15 protein-coding genes are annotated in these 16609 nt (G+C 71.4%); 5 read left to right on the top strand and 10 right to left on the bottom strand.

Annotation, left to right across the window (positions count from 1 at the left end; all coding sequences use genetic code 11):
• Positions 1 to 48 precede the first annotated feature (48 nt).
• Positions 49 to 963, bottom strand: a complete 915-nt coding sequence (locus JW613_RS15735) for a PhzF family phenazine biosynthesis isomerase (protein WP_209211433.1) — start codon at positions 961 to 963, stop codon at positions 49 to 51.
• A gap of 91 nt (positions 964 to 1054) precedes the next feature.
• Here JW613_RS15735 and JW613_RS15730 point away from each other — a divergent pair, with 91 nt between their 5' ends.
• A complete protein-coding gene (locus JW613_RS15730) occupies positions 1055 to 2008 on the top strand; it encodes a LysR family transcriptional regulator (RefSeq protein WP_209211432.1) in 954 nt (317 codons plus the stop codon).
• On the opposite strand, the gene JW613_RS15725 is transcribed toward JW613_RS15730, so the two are convergent.
• Complete coding sequence (locus JW613_RS15725; protein ID WP_209211431.1) at positions 1998 to 2792, bottom strand: SDR family oxidoreductase; 795 nt, start codon at positions 2790 to 2792, stop codon at positions 1998 to 2000. The genes JW613_RS15730 and JW613_RS15725 overlap by 11 nt on opposite strands.
• Positions 2793 to 2906: 114 nt before the next feature.
• Here JW613_RS15725 and JW613_RS15720 point away from each other — a divergent pair, with 114 nt between their 5' ends.
• Complete coding sequence (locus tag JW613_RS15720) at positions 2907 to 3806, top strand: hypothetical protein (RefSeq protein ID WP_245225712.1); 900 nt, start codon at positions 2907 to 2909, stop codon at positions 3804 to 3806.
• Between the two features lie 143 nt (positions 3807 to 3949).
• Here the strand turns inward: JW613_RS15720 and JW613_RS15715 are convergent, their stop codons facing one another.
• The 3 genes from JW613_RS15715 to JW613_RS15705 all read right to left on the bottom strand — a co-directional run bounded on the left by JW613_RS15715 (position 3950) and on the right by JW613_RS15705 (position 6501).
• Entirely contained in the window at positions 3950 to 4165 is a 216-nt protein-coding gene (locus JW613_RS15715; RefSeq protein ID WP_209211430.1) for a DUF397 domain-containing protein, read from the bottom strand.
• 222 nt (positions 4166 to 4387) lie between these two features.
• Complete coding sequence (locus JW613_RS15710) at positions 4388 to 5248, bottom strand: helix-turn-helix domain-containing protein (protein WP_099881970.1); 861 nt, start codon at positions 5246 to 5248, stop codon at positions 4388 to 4390.
• Positions 5249 to 5721: 473 nt separating this feature from the next.
• Positions 5722 to 6501, bottom strand: coding sequence for a GOLPH3/VPS74 family protein (locus tag JW613_RS15705; protein WP_099881968.1), 780 nt, complete (start codon positions 6499 to 6501; stop codon positions 5722 to 5724).
• A gap of 195 nt (positions 6502 to 6696) precedes the next feature.
• Between JW613_RS15705 and JW613_RS15700 the strand changes: the two genes are divergently transcribed.
• Together JW613_RS15700 and JW613_RS15695 are read left to right on the top strand one after the other, a co-directional pair.
• A complete protein-coding gene (locus JW613_RS15700) occupies positions 6697 to 9480 on the top strand; it encodes a serine hydrolase (protein ID WP_245225711.1) in 2784 nt (927 codons plus the stop codon).
• Between the two features lie 215 nt (positions 9481 to 9695).
• Positions 9696 to 11789: a DUF8823 domain-containing protein gene (locus JW613_RS15695; RefSeq protein WP_245225710.1), complete on the top strand. Its 2094-nt coding sequence runs from the start codon at positions 9696 to 9698 to the stop codon at positions 11787 to 11789.
• Positions 11790 to 11817: 28 nt separating this feature from the next.
• Here JW613_RS15695 and JW613_RS15690 read toward each other — a convergent pair whose 3' ends face one another.
• Together JW613_RS15690 and JW613_RS15685 are read right to left on the bottom strand one after the other, a co-directional pair.
• Positions 11818 to 12210, bottom strand: coding sequence for a VOC family protein (locus tag JW613_RS15690; RefSeq protein ID WP_209211428.1), 393 nt, complete (start codon positions 12208 to 12210; stop codon positions 11818 to 11820).
• Between the two features lie 274 nt (positions 12211 to 12484).
• Positions 12485 to 13099, bottom strand: coding sequence for a TetR/AcrR family transcriptional regulator (locus JW613_RS15685; RefSeq protein ID WP_209211427.1), 615 nt, complete (start codon positions 13097 to 13099; stop codon positions 12485 to 12487).
• Positions 13100 to 13205: 106 nt separating this feature from the next.
• Here JW613_RS15685 and JW613_RS15680 point away from each other — a divergent pair, with 106 nt between their 5' ends.
• On the top strand, positions 13206 to 14057 hold the full coding sequence (locus JW613_RS15680; protein WP_209211426.1) for an NAD(P)H-binding protein: 852 nt from the start codon (positions 13206 to 13208) through the stop codon (positions 14055 to 14057).
• 69 nt (positions 14058 to 14126) lie between these two features.
• Here the strand turns inward: JW613_RS15680 and JW613_RS15675 are convergent, their stop codons facing one another.
• The 3 genes from JW613_RS15675 to JW613_RS15665 form a co-directional block, all read right to left on the bottom strand.
• Positions 14127 to 14531 (bottom strand): VOC family protein, encoded by a 405-nt coding sequence (locus tag JW613_RS15675; RefSeq protein ID WP_209211425.1) that lies wholly within the window; start codon positions 14529 to 14531, stop codon positions 14127 to 14129.
• 184 nt (positions 14532 to 14715) lie between these two features.
• Positions 14716 to 15951, bottom strand: a complete 1236-nt coding sequence (locus JW613_RS15670; protein WP_209211424.1) for an FAD-dependent oxidoreductase — start codon at positions 15949 to 15951, stop codon at positions 14716 to 14718.
• Complete coding sequence (locus JW613_RS15665; protein WP_209211423.1) at positions 15948 to 16556, bottom strand: TetR/AcrR family transcriptional regulator; 609 nt, start codon at positions 16554 to 16556, stop codon at positions 15948 to 15950. Before JW613_RS15665 ends, JW613_RS15670 begins: the two co-directional genes overlap by 4 nt.
• Between the last annotated feature and the right edge of the window lie 53 nt (positions 16557 to 16609).

Raw genomic sequence — 16609 nt, 5'->3', positions numbered from 1 at the left:
CTGCGGAGCCTGCGGGCGTGCGGGGCCGGGGTGCGCAAGACTGCCGGATCAGCCCTGGCTGTCGGTGATCCGCACGGCGTGGCCGGTGACGCGGATCCGTGCGCCGCCGGGCTCCGCCTCGATGAGCAGATCGCTCGGCCGCCCCATGTCTTCTCCCTGCCGGATGGCGACCACGCCCGCCGCGGGCAGCAGCCCGAGCGTGCGCAGGTAGCCTCCGAACGCGGCGGCCGCCGCTCCGGTGGCCGGGTCCTCGACGACGCCGCCGACGGGGAACGGGTCGCGTGCGTGGAAGCGGTCGGCGCTCTCCCGCCAGACCAGGTGCACCGTCGTCCAGCCGTACTGCCGCATGACACCGGCCAGCGCCTCGAAGTCGTAGTCGAGGTCGGCCAGTCGGGCGCTGGAGCCGGCTGCGAGTACCAAGTGCTCGTTACCGCCGAAGGCGACGTGCGGCGGCAGCTCCGCGTCGAGTTCGGACCTGTTCCATCCCAGGGCCGACAGCGTGGCGTCCACCTCGGCGTCCTGCGCGGGCCGGGACCGGGTGGGGACGCTGGTGAGCGTCGCCCGCACGGCGCCCTGTCCATCGGTCCCGGTCGCCACTGTGATCTCCCCGGCGGGAGTATCGAAGAGCAGCGTGCCGGGGCCGATGCGCTCGGCGAGTGCCACCGACGCGGCGACGGTGGCGTGCCCGCAGAAGGCCACCTCGGCGAGCGGGCTGAAGTACCGCAGGGTGAAGCGGCGTTGCTGCTCGTCCCCGGCGGTGATGAACGCCGTCTCGGAATATCCGACCTCGGCGGCGATCGCCAGCATCTGCTGTTCGTCGAGCCGCGTGGCGTCGAGGACGACACCGGCCGGGTTGCCGCCGTCGGGGTCGGAGGTGAAGGCGGTGTAGCGAAGGATGCCGGCGTCGGCAACCGCTGCCGCTGTCGTGGCTGGAGTGGGCGTTTCGGCCGCTGAGGAAGTCATGCCTGCACCCTTCCACCCTGGCCACATTATTACCAACGATAGTTATGTATGAGAGCGATCGAACAGCTCGATGGCTTGTTAGGGTCCTGGCATGGACACCCGACTGCTCCAGACCTTCGCCGCACTCGCCAGGACGGAAAGCTTCACCGGCGCTGCCGCCGAACTGCGGTTGGCGCAGTCCACGGTCACCGTGCAGGTCAAAGCTTTGGAGAAGGCGCTGGGCACGCGGCTCTTCGACCGGCTGGCCAGAGGTGCGCTGCTCACCGAGGCGGGGCGGCGGCTGCTCGGCGTGGCCGAGGAGGTCCTGGAGGCGGAGTCACGGTTGTTCGCGGCGGCCACCGAGGACGGCCCGGTCAGCGGGACGGTGGTGGTAGGAGCGGGCGAAACCCAGTGCTCGGCCCACCTCCCGGGTGTGATCGCCGCGCTGCGCAGCCTCCACCCCGAGGTGGAGGTGCACCTGGAGCCGTGCGGGACCACCAGCGCCGTGGAGGGGCTGCGGGCAGGACGACTGGACTGTGCTCTCCTCCTGGAGGAGCAGGTCGACTTCCCCGGCGTGACGGCTGAGCGCATCGCCGGTCAGCCCCTGGTGCTGGTGTGCGCTCCCGGTCACCCCCTCGCCGCCCGCGAAGGACCGGTCACGTGGCATGAGCTGGCGCGGGAGAACTTCTTCCTGCACGAGCAGGGCTGCTCCTACAGCGACTGGCTGGCTGAACGGCTGCAGGCGGTCGCCGGTGTCCGGCCTCGGCTGACCCGCTTCGGCAGCATCGAAGCCGCCCGCTCCTGCGTCGCAGCGGGGCTCGGTCTGACCATCCTCCCGCGCGCCAACGTGATCGAGGCGCTGCGCGACGGCCGCCTCACGGCAGTACGCGGCCCCTCCCTCCCGGATGTCTCCGTCCACCTGGCGCGTCACCGACGGCGCCTGCCCTCCCGCGCGGCACGCGCCGTCGCATCCCAGGTCGTACAGCACTTCCAGCAGGAGTCGGAGGACCGGGCCGCCGCCGCGACGAAGGAGGGCCACGGCGCACGGCCACGGGTCACCGCATGAGCTCGCCCGCGTTCACCAGCAGGCACTGCCCCGTGATGCCCCGCGCCCTCCCGGAGGCGAAGAACACCACCGTCTCGGCCACGTCCCCGTCCTCGGCCATCCGCGGCAGCGCCATGCGCTCCTCCAGCCGGCCCCGCACCGCCTCGGGCGCCGACCCTTCCGACTCCGCCGTCCAGGTCACATATCCCTCCACCATCGGCCCCCACATCCAGCCGGGCTGCACGGTGTTGACCCGTATCCGGTGCGGCCCCAGTTCCCTGGCGAGGGAGTACATGGCGGAGACGAGGGCGCCCTTGGAGGCCGCGTAGGCCGCCTGCCGCACCTGGGTGGGAGGGGCGACGGAGGACTGGGTGCCGATCATCACGACGGAGCCGTCCCCGCGTGCCCCGGCCGCCTTCAGCGCGGGCAGACAGGCCCGGGTCATGCGCAGCGTCCCCAGCAGATTGACATCCAGCACCTGCTGCCACTCGGCGAGGTCGGCGTCCTCCAGGCCGCCCATCACGGTGTCGAGCGCGGCGACGTGGACGACCGCGTCGATACCGCCGAAGCGTTCGTCCGCCAGCGCGGCCAGTGCCGCGCACTGGTCCTCGTCCCGGATGTCGACGGTGCGGTAGGCGCTGTGCGTCCGGTCGGGGTCGACGGCGGCGGCGCAGGCCGCCAGGTTCGCCTCCGTACGGGCGCCGAGTACGACACGGGCGCCTTCCCGCACGCAGGCGGCGGCCACTTCGTGGCCGAGACCGGCGCCGACTCCCGACACCACCACGGTCTTGTCCGCAAGCAGCACGACAGATCGCCTCCCGCCCAGGGCCGTCCGGTCGACCGGGGTCTCGAATTCTGACGCCCAGTCAGCTACACAGTCAGGACACCGTACGGGAGCCGAGGAGCCGGAGGAACCCCAATGGAGACACCGACCGACCCGCCCGCCACGGCCCAGGACGACACCCCCGCGGACAAGCGCACCGATCCGGGCACCCGGCCGGACACCTACGCCGAGTTGGCCTCGGTCGGCCCCTACGGCGTACGCCCCGGACACGCCCTCATCACGATGGTCGAGCCCCACCCGGGGCACGAGTACGCCTACAACCGCTGGTACGAGGACGACCACTACATCGCGGGCGCCATGGCCATGCCCTGGATCTACGCCGGACGCCGCTGGGTGGCCACCCGGGAGCTGCGAGCACTGCGCTACCCGGCCGAGTCCGCTGTCGCACAACCGGTCACCACGGGCTGCTATCTGGCCACGTACTGGATCACCGAGGGCCGCTACGCGGAGCACATGCGGTGGACCGTCGCGATCAACAAGCGCCTCAACCGCGACGGGCGCGTCCACCGCGCCCGCACCCACGTCTTCACCAGCTTCCAGGACCACGAGGCGACCGTCTATCGCGACGGTGCCGCCGGTCCCCGCGACCACCACGCGCTCGACCACCCCTATCGGGGCCTGGTGCTCCAGGTCGTCGACGCGAGGAGCGCGGGGGAGCGGGCCGAACTGCTGGAGTGGCTGCGTGCCCGCCACCTCCCGGCCCGGCTGAAGGGCTCCCCTGCCGCCATGGTCACCGTCTTCCGCCCCACCCCGCTGCCCGTCGACCGGATGTCGTACGTCGAGCAGGTCGAGGGTGTCGACACCCGGCTGACCCTGCTGTGGTTCCTCCAGGAGGACCCGCGCGAACGCTGGGAGGCAAGTTTCACGGGCCTGGACGAGACCGTGGCGGAGTCCGGGCTGGGGCGGACGGAACTGGTCGCGCCCTTCGTCCCGACGATCCCGGGCACGGACACCTATGTGGACCAGCTCCGCTGAGGCGGTGAGCCGCCGCGCGCAGTGCTGAGCCCCCTCGGCCGGGACGGCGGGCCAGTCGAGAGGGCTCCTACGTCACTGGGGCGCCGTCCGGGCAGCGCCGCGAGGGCGCGCCGCCGACACCGTACGGGCTTCCGGCGCCGGCCTCAGGCCCGGGCGACGCCGGAGTGTTCGGCGCTCACCCGGCTCACGAACGCGCCCCACACCTCCGGCCGGAAGCTGAGCGCGGGCCCCTGCGGCTCTTTGGAGTCACGCACCGCCACCGTGCGCACGGCCGGCGACTTCACCTCCACGCAGGCACCGTTACCGGTCGAGTAGCTGGACTTGGTCCAGTCGTGAGTGTTTCCCTGCTGAATCGGCATATCTGCTCCGGTTGTTCCGGGTTGTTCCTGACGTGCGAACGACATTACGCGGCGATTCGGGCGCGGGAAGCCGTCGTTCACTCAACCGGATGGCATATTCCAAGCAGCTCTTCACATCGCGGTGCCCAGCGGTGTAGCCTTCCCGCCTTTTTCGGCAACCTCGTGCGGCACATGCCAAACGGCCCGGCAGTTGCCGGGCCGTTTCGTTCGGGGCGGGTCCGCTCAGCCCCGGGCGTACTCCTTGGCGACCTTCTCGATGAATTCCCGGGTCTGGTCCGGGTTCAGCGCCTGGGCCCGCAGATGCTCGTACATGACGCTGTAGTTCTGCACGTCGTTCGCCTTCTCCAGATACAGGTCGCTGGTGACCCCTTCGAGGTAGATGACGGTCGAGTCCGTCGCCTCCGGGAACTCGAGAATGGCGTACTGCCCGTTCACTCCGGGATGCGCACCCATCGAGAACGGCATGACCTGCAGCGTCACATGGGGCTGCTGCGACATCTCGTTGAGGTACTCGAGCTGCTCGGCCATCGTGTGCTTGCCGCCGACCTCGCGGCGCAGCACCGACTCGTCCAGCACCGCCCACAGCCGCAGCGGGTTGCGTTCGTCCTTGATGCGGTCCTGGCGGCGCATCCGTACCTGCACCCGCCGCTCGATGTCCGCCGCCGTGGCCTCGGGCAGCGCACCGGCGACGACGGCTTCCGCGTACGGCCGCGTCTGCAGCAGCCCCGGCACGACCTGGGGTTCGTAGACGCGCAGCGAGGCGGCGTCCGTCTCCAGGCCGATGTAGACGCTGTAGGGGATGTCACCGAACGCGTGCCACCAGCCCTGCTGGCGCGACTCCTTCGCCATCTGCATCAGCGAGTCGACTATCCGCCGGTCCTCGACCTCGTAGACCCCGCACAGATCGCGTACGTCCCGCTGGCTGATGCTGCGCCGGCCGTTCTCCAGCCTGCTGATCTTCGACTGGGAGACCAGCAGCCGGTCCGCGACCTCCTCGGCCGTCATGCCCCGCTGCTCGCGCAGGCGGCGCAACTCCTGGCCCAGTCGGCGACGCCGGACTGTGGGGTTGACGTTCGACGCCACGGGACCGCACCTCCGTGTAAGTACGACTACTCCAGCAGGTTGCCACCAACATGTGCGCTCCCGCTGGAAAATGGCAACAGAGAGTGCGGGCACGAGTACAGCGGACACGAAAAACTGCACGCACGGGAGGCGAATCCGGCCGTCGTTCCCGACGACCGGACCACCGTCCCGCGCGTGCGTACGAATCCTGCACCTGGCCTGCCGCCCGCGACCCGCGGTCGGCACACCCGACAGCCGACGCGCCCGGCACTCGGCACACCCGCCGCACTCGGCACTGCCGTCCTCGCCGCACCGCGGAGCCGAGCCACGCGCGTAGTGCTCGTACGCGCGTAGCGCTCGGCCCGTGTGCGGCTCAGCCGGTCCGGGTGCCGTGCGCAGCCCGTTCCTGTGCCGTGCTCAGCCCCGTGCGTGGTGACCGGGACCTGTGCGTCGTGCCCGAAGACGTGCCCGGCGCCGGGACGCGGGCGAGCCGGTCAGCGTGCTCCTGCCCTGACCATGCCGCCCGCCAGGTGCCGGGCCTGCTCCGGCACATGCCGCGTCGGACCCGCGGCGGACGCTGTCGCCCGCGCGGCCGAACGTCCCGAGGAAGGTCCGCTCGCCGCGCCCGCCTGGGCCCGCCTGGGCTGCGCCCCGACGCCGTTCTGCACGTCCATCACCGCGTGCGCGACGAGACCGCCCATCGGGTCGTGCCTGATCAGGTCCCGCAGCCGGGAACGGCACGACCGTCCCTCGTTGCCGGGGTAGAGGTGCTTGCCGAGACCGACCGCGTGGGCCAGTGCGGCGAGCGCCGCCGTCCGCGGGTCCGGTGGGACTCCGGTGCGGATGGCGGTGTCCAGCCGGGCCCTGATCTCCCGGCTGATGGCTGTCTCCGTCGCCTGGTAGCGCGTCGTCGGCAGCACTCCGCACATCTGGCCGGAAACGGCGTGCACCATGCCGCACCGTTCCAGATGTGTGAGATAGGTTTGGCGCAGCCCCAGCCGAGGCCCGCCGATCCAGTGGACAGCGCGTACGGGACTGCCACGCCTGCGCAGCAGTTCCAACGCGGAGTCCAGAGTCGGATCTCCGGTCGGCCGTGGCAGCACCACGGCGATACGATCCCCATCAGGGGCTATCCGTCCTGCCAGAGCCAGCTCCACTAGCTGTGCTCCGGCCAGGCCGAGGTCGAGCGACTGCGGCTGCGCCGTGGTACCCGTGGCCGGGTCCAGAGCGAGCAGCAGCAACTCCTCGGGAATTGTTCTGCGGCTCCTGCCCATCCATGCCTCCCCGCGTGGATGAATGACAGGGTGACCCCTCTCACAATGGTCTGTCGAGAGCGCCCGAACCTTATGGGTGGGAACCAGTAGGTATGTCGTTCTCGTCTGGCGCTGAGGGGGGCCACGGAGGCCGCCCTCCGAAGGAGCCCCGCCACGCCGGTGGCGCCTTCGGTGCGTAGGACACTGTTAACTGGTATGGCGAGCGGCGAGCAGCAGCATCAGGAGGCATTGGTGGCGGGCGAATCCCCCGACAGGTCGGAGCGGGAGAGGTCGTCGGGGGAGACGACGGGGAGCAGCGGGACGGTTGCACGGCCCGACGAGACGGCCGAAAAGAAGCGGGCGAAGGGCTCCGGGGCAGAGAACGGCGCCGGAACCGCGACACAGGACGGCAACCCGTCGAAGATCCCCGCGCCCACACCTCCCGGCGGCACGCCGGACGGGGCGACGGAGCGGGACGGCGCGGCCGACGGACCCGACGGCGACCGGCAGGCGCGGGACGACCAGAGCCGGGATGGGGGCGACGAGGGTGACGAGCGGCTGAAGTCCGCCGTGGCGGCCTGGGTCGCGGGCGACAGCGCCCCGGCCGACGCGGAGGGCGGCGACGGCTCTCAGGCCGCCCAGGACGACGGCAAGGGCGAGGGAACCGGTGACGGCGAGCGCGCCGCGGAGACCGGCGACGGCGCCGCCTCCAGCGATCTTCCCGTCCGCCCGAAGCCGGAGGGGACCGGGTCCGACGACGCACCGGCGAAGGGTGCCGACACCGCCGCCCAGGGCGACGCGCCGACCGCAATGTTCGGAGTCCTGCGGCGTGAGGGCGACCGCGCCGGCACCGAGGACGACATTGCGGCAGCCGACCGCGCCGAGCGTTTGACCTCGGCGTTCTTCGGAGCGGCCAAGGAGGCGAAGGACGCCGAGGAGGCCGACAAGTCCGGCCGGGGCGGCAAGAACGGCAAGGCTGATGGGGCCGGCAAGGTCGGCAAGGCTGACGCGGGCGGCGAGGGCGAGAAGGACACCCCCGCTGTCGATCAGGCGACGGCGGTCTTCCGCGCCCCCGATGTCGGGCGTGCCCAGGGCCCGTCCGGCGGCGCCAGTGGCAGCAACGGCATCGGGGAGAAGTCGGCACAGGCCGGAAAGCCCGAGAGGGCCGACAAGGCCGACCGGAGCCCCAAGGGCGATGAGGCCACCAAGGCCGACGGGGCCAATGGGGCCAGCGGGGCCGACGGGACCGAAAAGACCAATAGGACCGATAAGGCCGCAAAGACCGATAAGGCCGGAAGAAAGGGTTCAGCCGCGCCTTCGGGGGTGACCGATCCCCGGGAACGGGACGACCGGGACAAGGGGGGCAGCGAGGAGTCGGACGCCGAGCGGACCAGCCAGTTCGTCCCGCTCCGGTCCGCCGACGAGCCCCGCACCCCCGCCAAGCCGGCCACGTCGGCGGCCGCGGCTGCGAGTGCCGCGGCTCCGACGGCGCCCCGCAAACCCGCTGCGTCGCCGTCGGCGCCCACCGCGAATCCGTGGTCGGCGGCCCCGGCGCGCCCCGCAGGGGCGCCGGAGGGACCGGCTGCGGCGGCTCCGGGCAGCGCCTCCGGGGCTCTGGGCGCGCCCCAGGCGCCGCCGTCCAGCCCGGCCGAGAGCGAGCCGGAGCGCACCCGGCAGCAGCCGATGCCGGGCAGCCCGGAGGCGGCGCAGGCGGGCGGTTCCCAGCCGCAGCCGCTCGACCTGCTGGCGCAGCTGACCAACAGCCCGCCGCCGCCCGAGACGCCGCTGCGCACCTTGACCCGCCGGGTGAAGATCTGGACGCCGCTGGTGCTGCTGCTCGCGGTGGTCTTCGTCGTCGTGCAGGCGGTGCGTCCGCTGCCGGAGGCCGAGCTGTCGATGACGGCTTCCGAGACGTACACGTTCGAGGGCTCCAAGCCGTCCATGCCCTGGCCCTCCGAGGGGCAGGCCGTGATCGATGTGGACGGGCTGGGCTCGTTCGGCTCGTACGGCAAGCAGAAGCCGGTGCCGATCGCCAGCGTTGCGAAGGTGATGACCGCCTACGTCATCCTGCGGGACCACCCGGTGAAGAAGGGGTCGAAGGGGAAGATGATCCCCGTCGACCAGAAGGCTGAGGACGAGGCCGGGCTGAGCGCGCAGAACGAGTCGACCGTCAAGGTCGAGGCGGGCACGAAGATCTCCCAGCGGGAAGCGATGGATGCGATCATGATCGCATCCGCGAACAATGTGGCGCGGCTGCTGGCGCGCTGGGACGCGAGTTCGGAGAAGGCGTTCGTGAAGAAGATGAACGCCGCCGCCAAGGACCTGGGCATGACCAACACCCACTACACCGACCCCAGCGGTCTCACGGCTTCGACGGTCAGCACGGCTGCCGACCAGGTCAAGCTGGGCAAGAAGGTGATGGAGAGCCCGCTCTTCCGTGAGGTCGTGCGGCAGCCGCAGTACGTCGACGGCAACGGCAAGACGCAGAGCAACTGGAACAGGCTCGTCCCGATGGACGGCGTCGTCGGCATCAAGACGGGAACGACCACCAAGGCGGGCGGAAATCTGCTGTTCGCCGCCGAGAAGGAGATCGGTGGCACCAAGCAGCTGATCATCGGTGCGGTGCTCGGGCAGTACGAGCCGTCGATCCTGGACACCGTGCTGGCCGCCAGCAAGAAGCTGATCGACGCCGGCCAGGACGCGCTCACCGCCAAGAAGGTGGTCAAGAAGGGCCAGGTCGTCGGCTATGTGGACGACCAGATGGGCGGCAAGACCCCCGTCGTGGCCACCAAGGACGTGACGGCCGTGGGCTGGCCGGGCCTGAAGGTGAAGCTGGGGCTGACCGACAGCGGCAAGACCGTCCCGCACACGGCCGAGCCGGGCACCAAGGTCGGCACTCTGACGGTGGGGGACGGCCCGGGCCAGGTCAGGGTCCCGGTCGCCCTCCAGGAGGAGCTGAGCGAGCCCGGGTTCTCGGACAAGCTGACCCGCGTCGGCTGAACCAATCCGCGCCGCGCTGCGTCCACCGTTCCGTCGGCATGTCCGGCTCATGGCTCGCCGGGCCCGCGCGTCCCGCTCGTTCCCCCACGGGCCCGGGCGCGTGGGCCAGCGGGAGGCGCCGGGGTGTCGTCCGGTAACGTCGTGCGGATCTGAGCCGCACATCCGTACGGGGAGGACGGGGAGAGAGCGCAGTGGCCACTGTGCACCCACCACGTATGCCGGAGTCGGACCCCGACCCCGGCGCAGGTGAGATAGCGGAGAGCCCGGGCGTGAACGACGCCGCGGGCGCCGTTCGCACACCCGTGCCCGGGCAACGCCCGGAGCCGGGTCGGGCGGGCACGGACGCGCACCCGGCGGCGAACGCGGAGCCCTCGGGCAGCGATCCCCCGGACAGCGGGACGGCCGACAGCGGAACCGCTGCCGACAAGACCACCGGCACCACCGGCAACGCCGACAAGGCAGGCAAGGCCGACAGCGACGGCAGCGGCGGGGCGGCGGGGGCCGAAGGTGCAGGTGTCGGCGTCGGTGTCGGCGGCCTCGGCGGTGGGCTACGGCGATGGAACGAGGTCTCCCGGCCGCTGCCCGTCGTCGGTATCACGCTGGCGGTCGCGTCGGTGCTCCACCTGCTCTGGCTGTGGTTCCTCGCCAGCGGCGGCGGGGACCTGGCCGCGCAGGACGCCTGGGCCGAGTTCGCCGGGGAGCACCCCGGCTCCGCCTACAACCTCGCCTGGTACGGCGGGCTGCACCCCTTCTCCTACAGCGTCATCTCGCCGTATCTGATGGCGGTGATCGGGGTCCGTACGACGCTGATCATCTCCGGAGTGCTCTCCGCGGGACTGCTGTCGCTGCTCCTGGCGCGGACCGTGCCCAAACCGCTGCTGCCCTCGCTGTGGGGCGCCTTCGCCTTCGCGTGCAACGCCGCCTCCGGGCGGGTGACCTTCGCGCTGGGCGTGCTCTTCGGGCTCGGCGCGGTAGCCGTCGTCTGGACGTGGCCGGCGCGCTGGCGCGGTGGGCGCGCCAGCCGCCCCGCGCGGTATACGCGGGCTGCGCTCGCGATACTGCTGGCCGCGCTGGCGACGGCGGCCAGCCCCGTCGCCGGGCTGTTCCTGGAGGTGGTCGCGGCCTCGCTGCTGCTGGCGCGCAGGCCCGCCGCGATGTTCGCGGTCGCCCTTCCGCCGCCGGCGGTCGTGGCCTGCTCGGCGCTGCTCTTCCCGTTCACCGGGGTGCAGCCGATGCCGTTCGTGTCGCTGATCTTCCCCGTGCTGGGCGCCGTAGCCGTGGTGCTCCTCGTCCCCAAGACGTGGATGGCGGTACGGGTCGGCGGCGCCATCTATGCCCTGGGCATCGTGCTGACCTGGGCGATCCCCTCGCAGGTCGGCTCCAACGTGGAACGGCTCGGACTGCTGTTCGGCGGGGTGGCGCTGCTGGCGGCCGTGCCGATCGCGGTGGGGCACGGGTGGCAGCCGTGGAAGTCCCGGCGCGGCCTGGCCATGGCGCTGGCGCTGCTGGTGACATTCGGCTGGCAGATCGGCAAGCCCACCTGGGACGTGCTGCACACCACTCCCGACACCAACTGGTCCCGCGAGTTGAAGCCACTGCTCGCCCAGCTCAAGAAGGTCGACGCGGACCGGGCGCGGGTCGAGGTCGTGCCCGTCAACAGCCACCGGGAGGCCTCGGCGCTGGCTCCGTACGTCAATCTGGCGCGCGGCTGGAACCGGCAGGCCGACCTGGAGCGCAATCCGCTCTTCTACGAGGAGAATCTCAGCCCCGAGCGCTACCACGCGTGGTTGCGCCGCTGGGCCGTGCACTACGTCGTCCTCCCCGCTGACCCGCCCGACATCGCCGGCGGCGTCGCCGAGGCCAAGCTGGTGGGGCAGGGCCAGCCGTATCTGGAGGAGATCTGGTCCGACGAGAGCTGGCGGCTCTTCCGGGTCAAGGATCCGGTGCCGCTGGTCGACTCCTCGGCGTCCGTCGAGCGTGCCGACGCGGAGAGCGTGACCGTACGCGTACGGGAGAGCGGACGCGTGCTGGTGCGGGTGCCGTACTCGCCGTGGCTCGGGCTGGTCGACAAGGACGGGGGCCGGGTGGCGCCGCCCTCGGGCGAGGGCGACAACACCCACGGCTGTCTGCGCAAGGCAGAACCCACCTTCGGCGGCCCGCCGCCGGAGGGCAAGGACGAGCCGGTGCTGGACACCTGGACGGTGCTGGACGCGCCGCGCCCGGGCGTCTACCGCATCGCTGCCCCCTACAAGCTGCCGCGCGGCACACCGTGCCCCGACAAGGAGGACGGCGGGGACACGGCGGACTGATCGCGACCGCCGGGCGGACTCCCGGCCCTCAGGCGGGCTTTTCGCCGCCGTAGTGGCGCGTGATGATCTCCAGCATGTGCCCGTCCGGGTCGGCCCAGTAGACGCCGCGCCCGCCGTCGTTGTGGTTGATCTCGCCGGGGCGGCTGCGCATGGGGTCGGCGTAGTAGGTGAGCCGTGCCTCTTGGATCCGGGCGAAGATGGTGTCGAACTCCTCTTCGGAGACGAGGAACGCGTAGTGCTGCGGCGTGATCGGCTCCTCCCCGGCGTCCGCGAAGTCGAGCGCCACATCGTTGGCGGTGACGACCGGCAGGAACGGACCGTACTGCGGACGCACCTCAAGCCCCAGCAGGTCGGCGAGGAACTCGGCCGACCGCTTCTTGTCGCTGGAGTACACGATGGTGTGATTGAGCTGAACCGGCATCCGGATACTCCTCTGGCTCGAACGGCGACCAGGCCGACGACAGGCCGACGGCAGGCCGCCGCAAGGACGACAGGGACGACAAAGGCGGCGACGGTGCCGGGGAGGCGGGATCGGCGTCGGCCGCTCACCGGGTACAACTCCGGGAGAGCGCACGGAATGCCGGGTTCCGGGTCGGACCTTGGTCGTAGGACCTGCAGCCGTCCGCGACGGCGTGCCCGGGCCGTACCAGGCCGGGCCGACGAGACGTGTGACGGCCTCGGCCGAGGCGCCCGCCTCAGCCGAGGCGCCGGACGATCCGGCGCAGTTGTTCGGTGTAGAACTCCCGGAACTCGGACGACCGCGGGTCCATACCGAGCACCGAACGGACCGTGTGCGGCGTCACCACGGGCAGGGCGACCGCCCCCATCAGCAGCAGCAGGACGGCGCCCGGGTCGAGGTCTTCGCCGATCTCCCCGGCTTCCTTACGGCGCTCCATGTCCGACAGGTCCTCGCGCTCGACCTCAGGGCCCGCACCGGTCAGCCCCGCCCAGGCGTTGAGCCGGGAACCCCTGGGGTCGTCCAGGGCCTGGTGCAGATGGCGGACCAGCACCTCCTCCAGCGGCGTGTCCGGCTGGTTGAACGTCTCCTCCTGGTGGACCCAGAGCCGGCTCAGCTCGTTCCAGAGCCCTTCCTTGCCACCGAAGTGGTAAGCGATCAGCTGCTTGTTGAGTCCTGCCCGGTCGGCGATGTCCTGTACCCGTGCCCCGGCGAACCCCTTGGCGGCGAACTCCTCCATGGCCGCTTCCAGCAGGAGCCGGCAGGAGCGCTCCGGGTCGAGCTTGCGGGCCTCCGGGCGGCGCGCACGGCGCGGGCCGGGTGCGTCGGACGGGGGCGCGGGTTCGTCACTCACGGCGCCAGCGTAGCGGTGCCGAGCGAGTTCATCCACCTGGTTGACTTCTTCACCCAATTGGTTGAAGAGTGTGCGGTGGCAAGAAGGCGACAAGAAGGAGAGCAGCATGATTCTGGTGACCGGAGCGACCGGGAACGTCGGCCGCCCACTCGTCTCCCGTCTGACCGCCGAGGGGCACAAGGTCCGCGGTCTGACCAGGAGCCCCGACCGCGCACGGCTGCCCGACGGCGCCACACCGGTGGGGGCGGATGACCTGGGCGCCGCACTGGAGGGCGTCTCTGCCGTCTTTTTGAACCCCGCGGCTCTTCGGAGCGGAGTCGGCGAGCTGCTCCGGCTCGCGGCCGAGCGCGGAGTGGAGCAGGTGGTGACCCTCTCGTCGTCCTCGGTCATCGAGTCCGCCATGCCCGTGGACCCGCACAACCCCATCGCGGAGCACCACCGGTCGATGGAGGAAGAGGTGGAGGCGGTGGCAGCGACCGCGGGCATGCGGTGGACGCATCTGCGGCCCGGCATGTTCGCCACCAACACCCTCGCGTGGGCCGCCGGCCTGCGGCGCGACGGGGTGTTGCGCGCCGCCCAGGCCCGGGCCCAGGTGGCGCCCATCCACGAGGACGACATCGCCGCCGTCGCCGTCCTCGCGCTGACCGGAGCGCTGGAGGCCCGCGGAGCCACCCCGGCGCTGACGGGCCCGGCGTCGCTGAGCCAGGCCGATCAGCTCCGCCTCATCGCGGAAGCGACAGGACGGAGCCTGCGGTACGAGGAGATCTCGCAGCAGGAGGCCCGCGCGGACATGATCGCCGCCGGCACCCCCGCCGAGATCGCCGAAGTGCTGCTCGACATCGCCGCCCACTCGGTGGACGTACCGGCACAGGTCTCCCCGGGGGTCGAGCAGCTCACCGGCAGTCCCGGCCGCAGCTTCGCGCAGTGGGCCCGGGACCACGCCGAGGACTTCCGCTGAGGCTGCTGACCGCCGGGCGGGCCCGCAGCTCGCGGGCCCCTCGCCGTGGCCGGGGGCGCAGCCCGGTGGTCAGCCCTCGAAGGCCGTCGGGTCCATCCACATGACCTCCCAGATGTGGCCGTCCGGGTCGGCGAAGGAACGCCCGTACATCGGGCCCTCCTCCTGCGTGTCGCCGTGCGGCTGGGCGCCGGCGGTCAGCGCGGTGTCCACCAGCTCGTCGACCTCCTCGCGGCTGTCGGCCGACAAGGCGACCAGCACCTCGCTGGTCCGCGCGGTGTCGGGGATCTCCCGCTTCGAGAAGGACGTGAAGAACGGTTCGACCAGCAGCATCACGAAGATGTCGTCACTGATCACCATGCAGGTGGCGTTCTCGTCCGTGAACTGCGGATTGAACGAGAAGCCGCACTTGGTGAAGAAGTCGACGCTGCGGTCCAGGTCCTTCACCGGCAGGTTGACGAAGATCTTCCGGGACATGATGTGCCTCTTCTCTGCGCTCCGCTGCGCATCCTGACAGTTGGTGTCGTTCCTCTTGCTGTCCTTCTTTGTGGGCCCTGGCCCGACAGGGGGTGAAAGGCTCCACGCAGTAGTAGACAAGGCGCGGCGACGGAACTCATCGCTGTTCCGGAAGAATTTTCGGTGGCCTCTCGAAAGGGGCGCGTCACTTCGTCAGCTGGCCCAGTTCCGCCGGCTTGCCCGTCACCGCCGAGGCGATCAGCCGGTTGACCCCGGGCAGCCCCGAGAGCCGCATCGCCGCCCTGCGCATCCGTAGCCGGGCCCTGCTGTTGGGCAGGAACCAGCGCGTCCCCTGGAGGGCCACGCGCTGCTTGTCCTCGGCCACCGGGCGCCACAGCTGCTCGTACCGCTCCAGTCCGGCGCGTACGTCCCCGCCGGCGGCCGCCAGTTGCGCGGCGAGCACGTGGGCGCCCGCGACGCCCAGCGAGGCGCCCTGGCCCGCCAGCAGCGAGACGGCGTAGCAGGCGTCGCCGACCAGTACGGTCCGGCCGCGGCTCCAGTGGGGCAGGACCGTCTGCGCCACATGGTCGTAGTAGATCTCCTCGGAAGGAGGACAGGCGGCCAGCGCGCGCGGCACCACCCAGCCGAGCGGACCGTAGATCTCCCGCACCGCGCTTCGTGTGTCCTTCGGAAGCGGTGCGGACGGGTCGTCCACCCGGTGCACCGCGAAGGCGGCGACCTTGCCGTTGCGCAGTGCGTAGAACCCCATCTGACGTCCGACCGTGTCGGTCAGGCAGAAGCGGCCCGCGACCTGCTCGCGCACCTGAGGTTCGTCGAAGACGAACGCCGCGGTGTGGAAGCCCAGATGGCGCAGGCACTGCTCGTCGGTGCCCTGCCGGCCGAAGACCAAGGAACGCACGGTGGAGTGGATTCCGTCCGCGCCCACCAGCAGGTCGGCTTCCCGGACGCTGCCGTCGCTGAGCGTGACGCGTACCCCGGCGTCCCTGTCCGCCCCTTCTGCCCTGTGCGCCACACCTGGCCTGTCTGCCTCCTCCATCACGTCCGTGACGGTCATGCCGTAGCGCACTCGTACCTCGGCGGGCAGGCTCTCCCGCAGGGCGAGTTCCAGGTCGGGGCGCATGATGCTGAGCAGTTTGCCGCCCGTCGCGTCGGAGAACTCCCCGTAGTCCAGTCCCGCCCGGCGGCGGCCCCGCTCGTCCATGAAGGCCGCCTCACTGATCATGTAGCCCAGCTCCTGCAGCCTGGGCAGCAGCCCCATTTCCTCGGCCGCTTCGTAGCCGATGCCGAAGAAATCGATCATGTAGCCCTGTTCGCGCGGGCCCCGGGCCTGTTCGACGACCTCGACCTGCCACCCGTGCGCCGCCAGTTGATGAGCGAGCGCGAGTCCGGCGATGCCGGCGCCGCAGATGACCGCCTTCATACGGTCCCACCTCCCGGGTTCGCTTCGGTGAAGAGCCGGCGCAGGACCGGGCCGACGGCTGCCGAGGTGAGGGCGGGCGACGTGGGGCGGTGCAGCATCAGCCCGTCGACCGCCGCGAGCAGCACGACGGCGGTCTCCTGCGGCTGCGGCACTCCCTGGTCGCCGAGGTGGTCGGCGAGCGCGTCACGCGCGCCCGCGAGGATGCCCGCCAGACCGTCCTTGAGCTCCTCGTCGCGGGCGGCTGCCAGATAGGTCTCGGTGAACAGCAAGGAGGTCGGGTCCGTGCCCGAATAGGCGTCCAGTGCGCCCAGTACGCGATCCAGCGCCTGCTGGGAGGTGGCGGCGGTCTTCAGCAGCGTCGTCAGCTCGTCGAAGAGCGCTTCGACGCCGCCGAGCGCCGCCTGCCGCAGCAGCGCGCCGAGGGAGGCGAAGTGGTAGTGCACCAGGCCCTGAGCGGTCTTTGCCCGCTCGGCGACCGCGCGGGTGCTCACCGCCGACCAGCCGCGTTCGGCGATGAGCTCCGCGCCGGCCCGCAGCAGCCGCTGCCGCACTTCGCGGCCCCGGTCCGCAGCGGTGGGAGGGGGTGGGGGAGGGGGAGGTGGCATGGAGGCCTCCTTGGGGGATCGGTCGCGGTGAGGCGTTCACTCTCGGGCGCCCG

The organism is Streptomyces smyrnaeus, from assembly GCF_017676345.1.
Taxonomy (GTDB): Bacteria; Actinomycetota; Actinomycetes; order Streptomycetales; family Streptomycetaceae; genus Streptomyces; species Streptomyces smyrnaeus.
This window is presented reverse-complemented; position numbering and strand designations above follow the sequence as displayed.

Bases quoted from the DNA above. Each gene is read 5' to 3' on its own strand.
- JW613_RS15735 (WP_209211433.1), bottom strand. From the start codon at position 963: ATGACTTCCTCAGCGGCCGAAACGCCCACTCCAGCCACGACAGCGGCA.
- JW613_RS15730 (WP_209211432.1), top strand. From the start codon at position 1,055: ATGGACACCCGACTGCTCCAGACCTTCGCCGCACTCGCCAGGACGGAA.
- JW613_RS15720 (WP_245225712.1), top strand. From the start codon at position 2,907: ATGGAGACACCGACCGACCCGCCCGCCACGGCCCAGGACGACACCCCC.
- JW613_RS15715 (WP_209211430.1), bottom strand. From the start codon at position 4,165: ATGCCGATTCAGCAGGGAAACACTCACGACTGGACCAAGTCCAGCTAC.
- JW613_RS15705 (WP_099881968.1), bottom strand. From the start codon at position 6,501: ATGGGCAGGAGCCGCAGAACAATTCCCGAGGAGTTGCTGCTGCTCGCT.
- JW613_RS15700 (WP_245225711.1), top strand. From the start codon at position 6,697: ATGGCGAGCGGCGAGCAGCAGCATCAGGAGGCATTGGTGGCGGGCGAA.
- JW613_RS15695 (WP_245225710.1), top strand. From the start codon at position 9,696: ATGCCGGAGTCGGACCCCGACCCCGGCGCAGGTGAGATAGCGGAGAGC.
- JW613_RS15690 (WP_209211428.1), bottom strand. From the start codon at position 12,210: ATGCCGGTTCAGCTCAATCACACCATCGTGTACTCCAGCGACAAGAAG.
- JW613_RS15680 (WP_209211426.1), top strand. From the start codon at position 13,206: ATGATTCTGGTGACCGGAGCGACCGGGAACGTCGGCCGCCCACTCGTC.
- JW613_RS15675 (WP_209211425.1), bottom strand. From the start codon at position 14,531: ATGTCCCGGAAGATCTTCGTCAACCTGCCGGTGAAGGACCTGGACCGC.
- JW613_RS15670 (WP_209211424.1), bottom strand. From the start codon at position 15,951: ATGAAGGCGGTCATCTGCGGCGCCGGCATCGCCGGACTCGCGCTCGCT.
- JW613_RS15665 (WP_209211423.1), bottom strand. From the start codon at position 16,556: ATGCCACCTCCCCCTCCCCCACCCCCTCCCACCGCTGCGGACCGGGGC.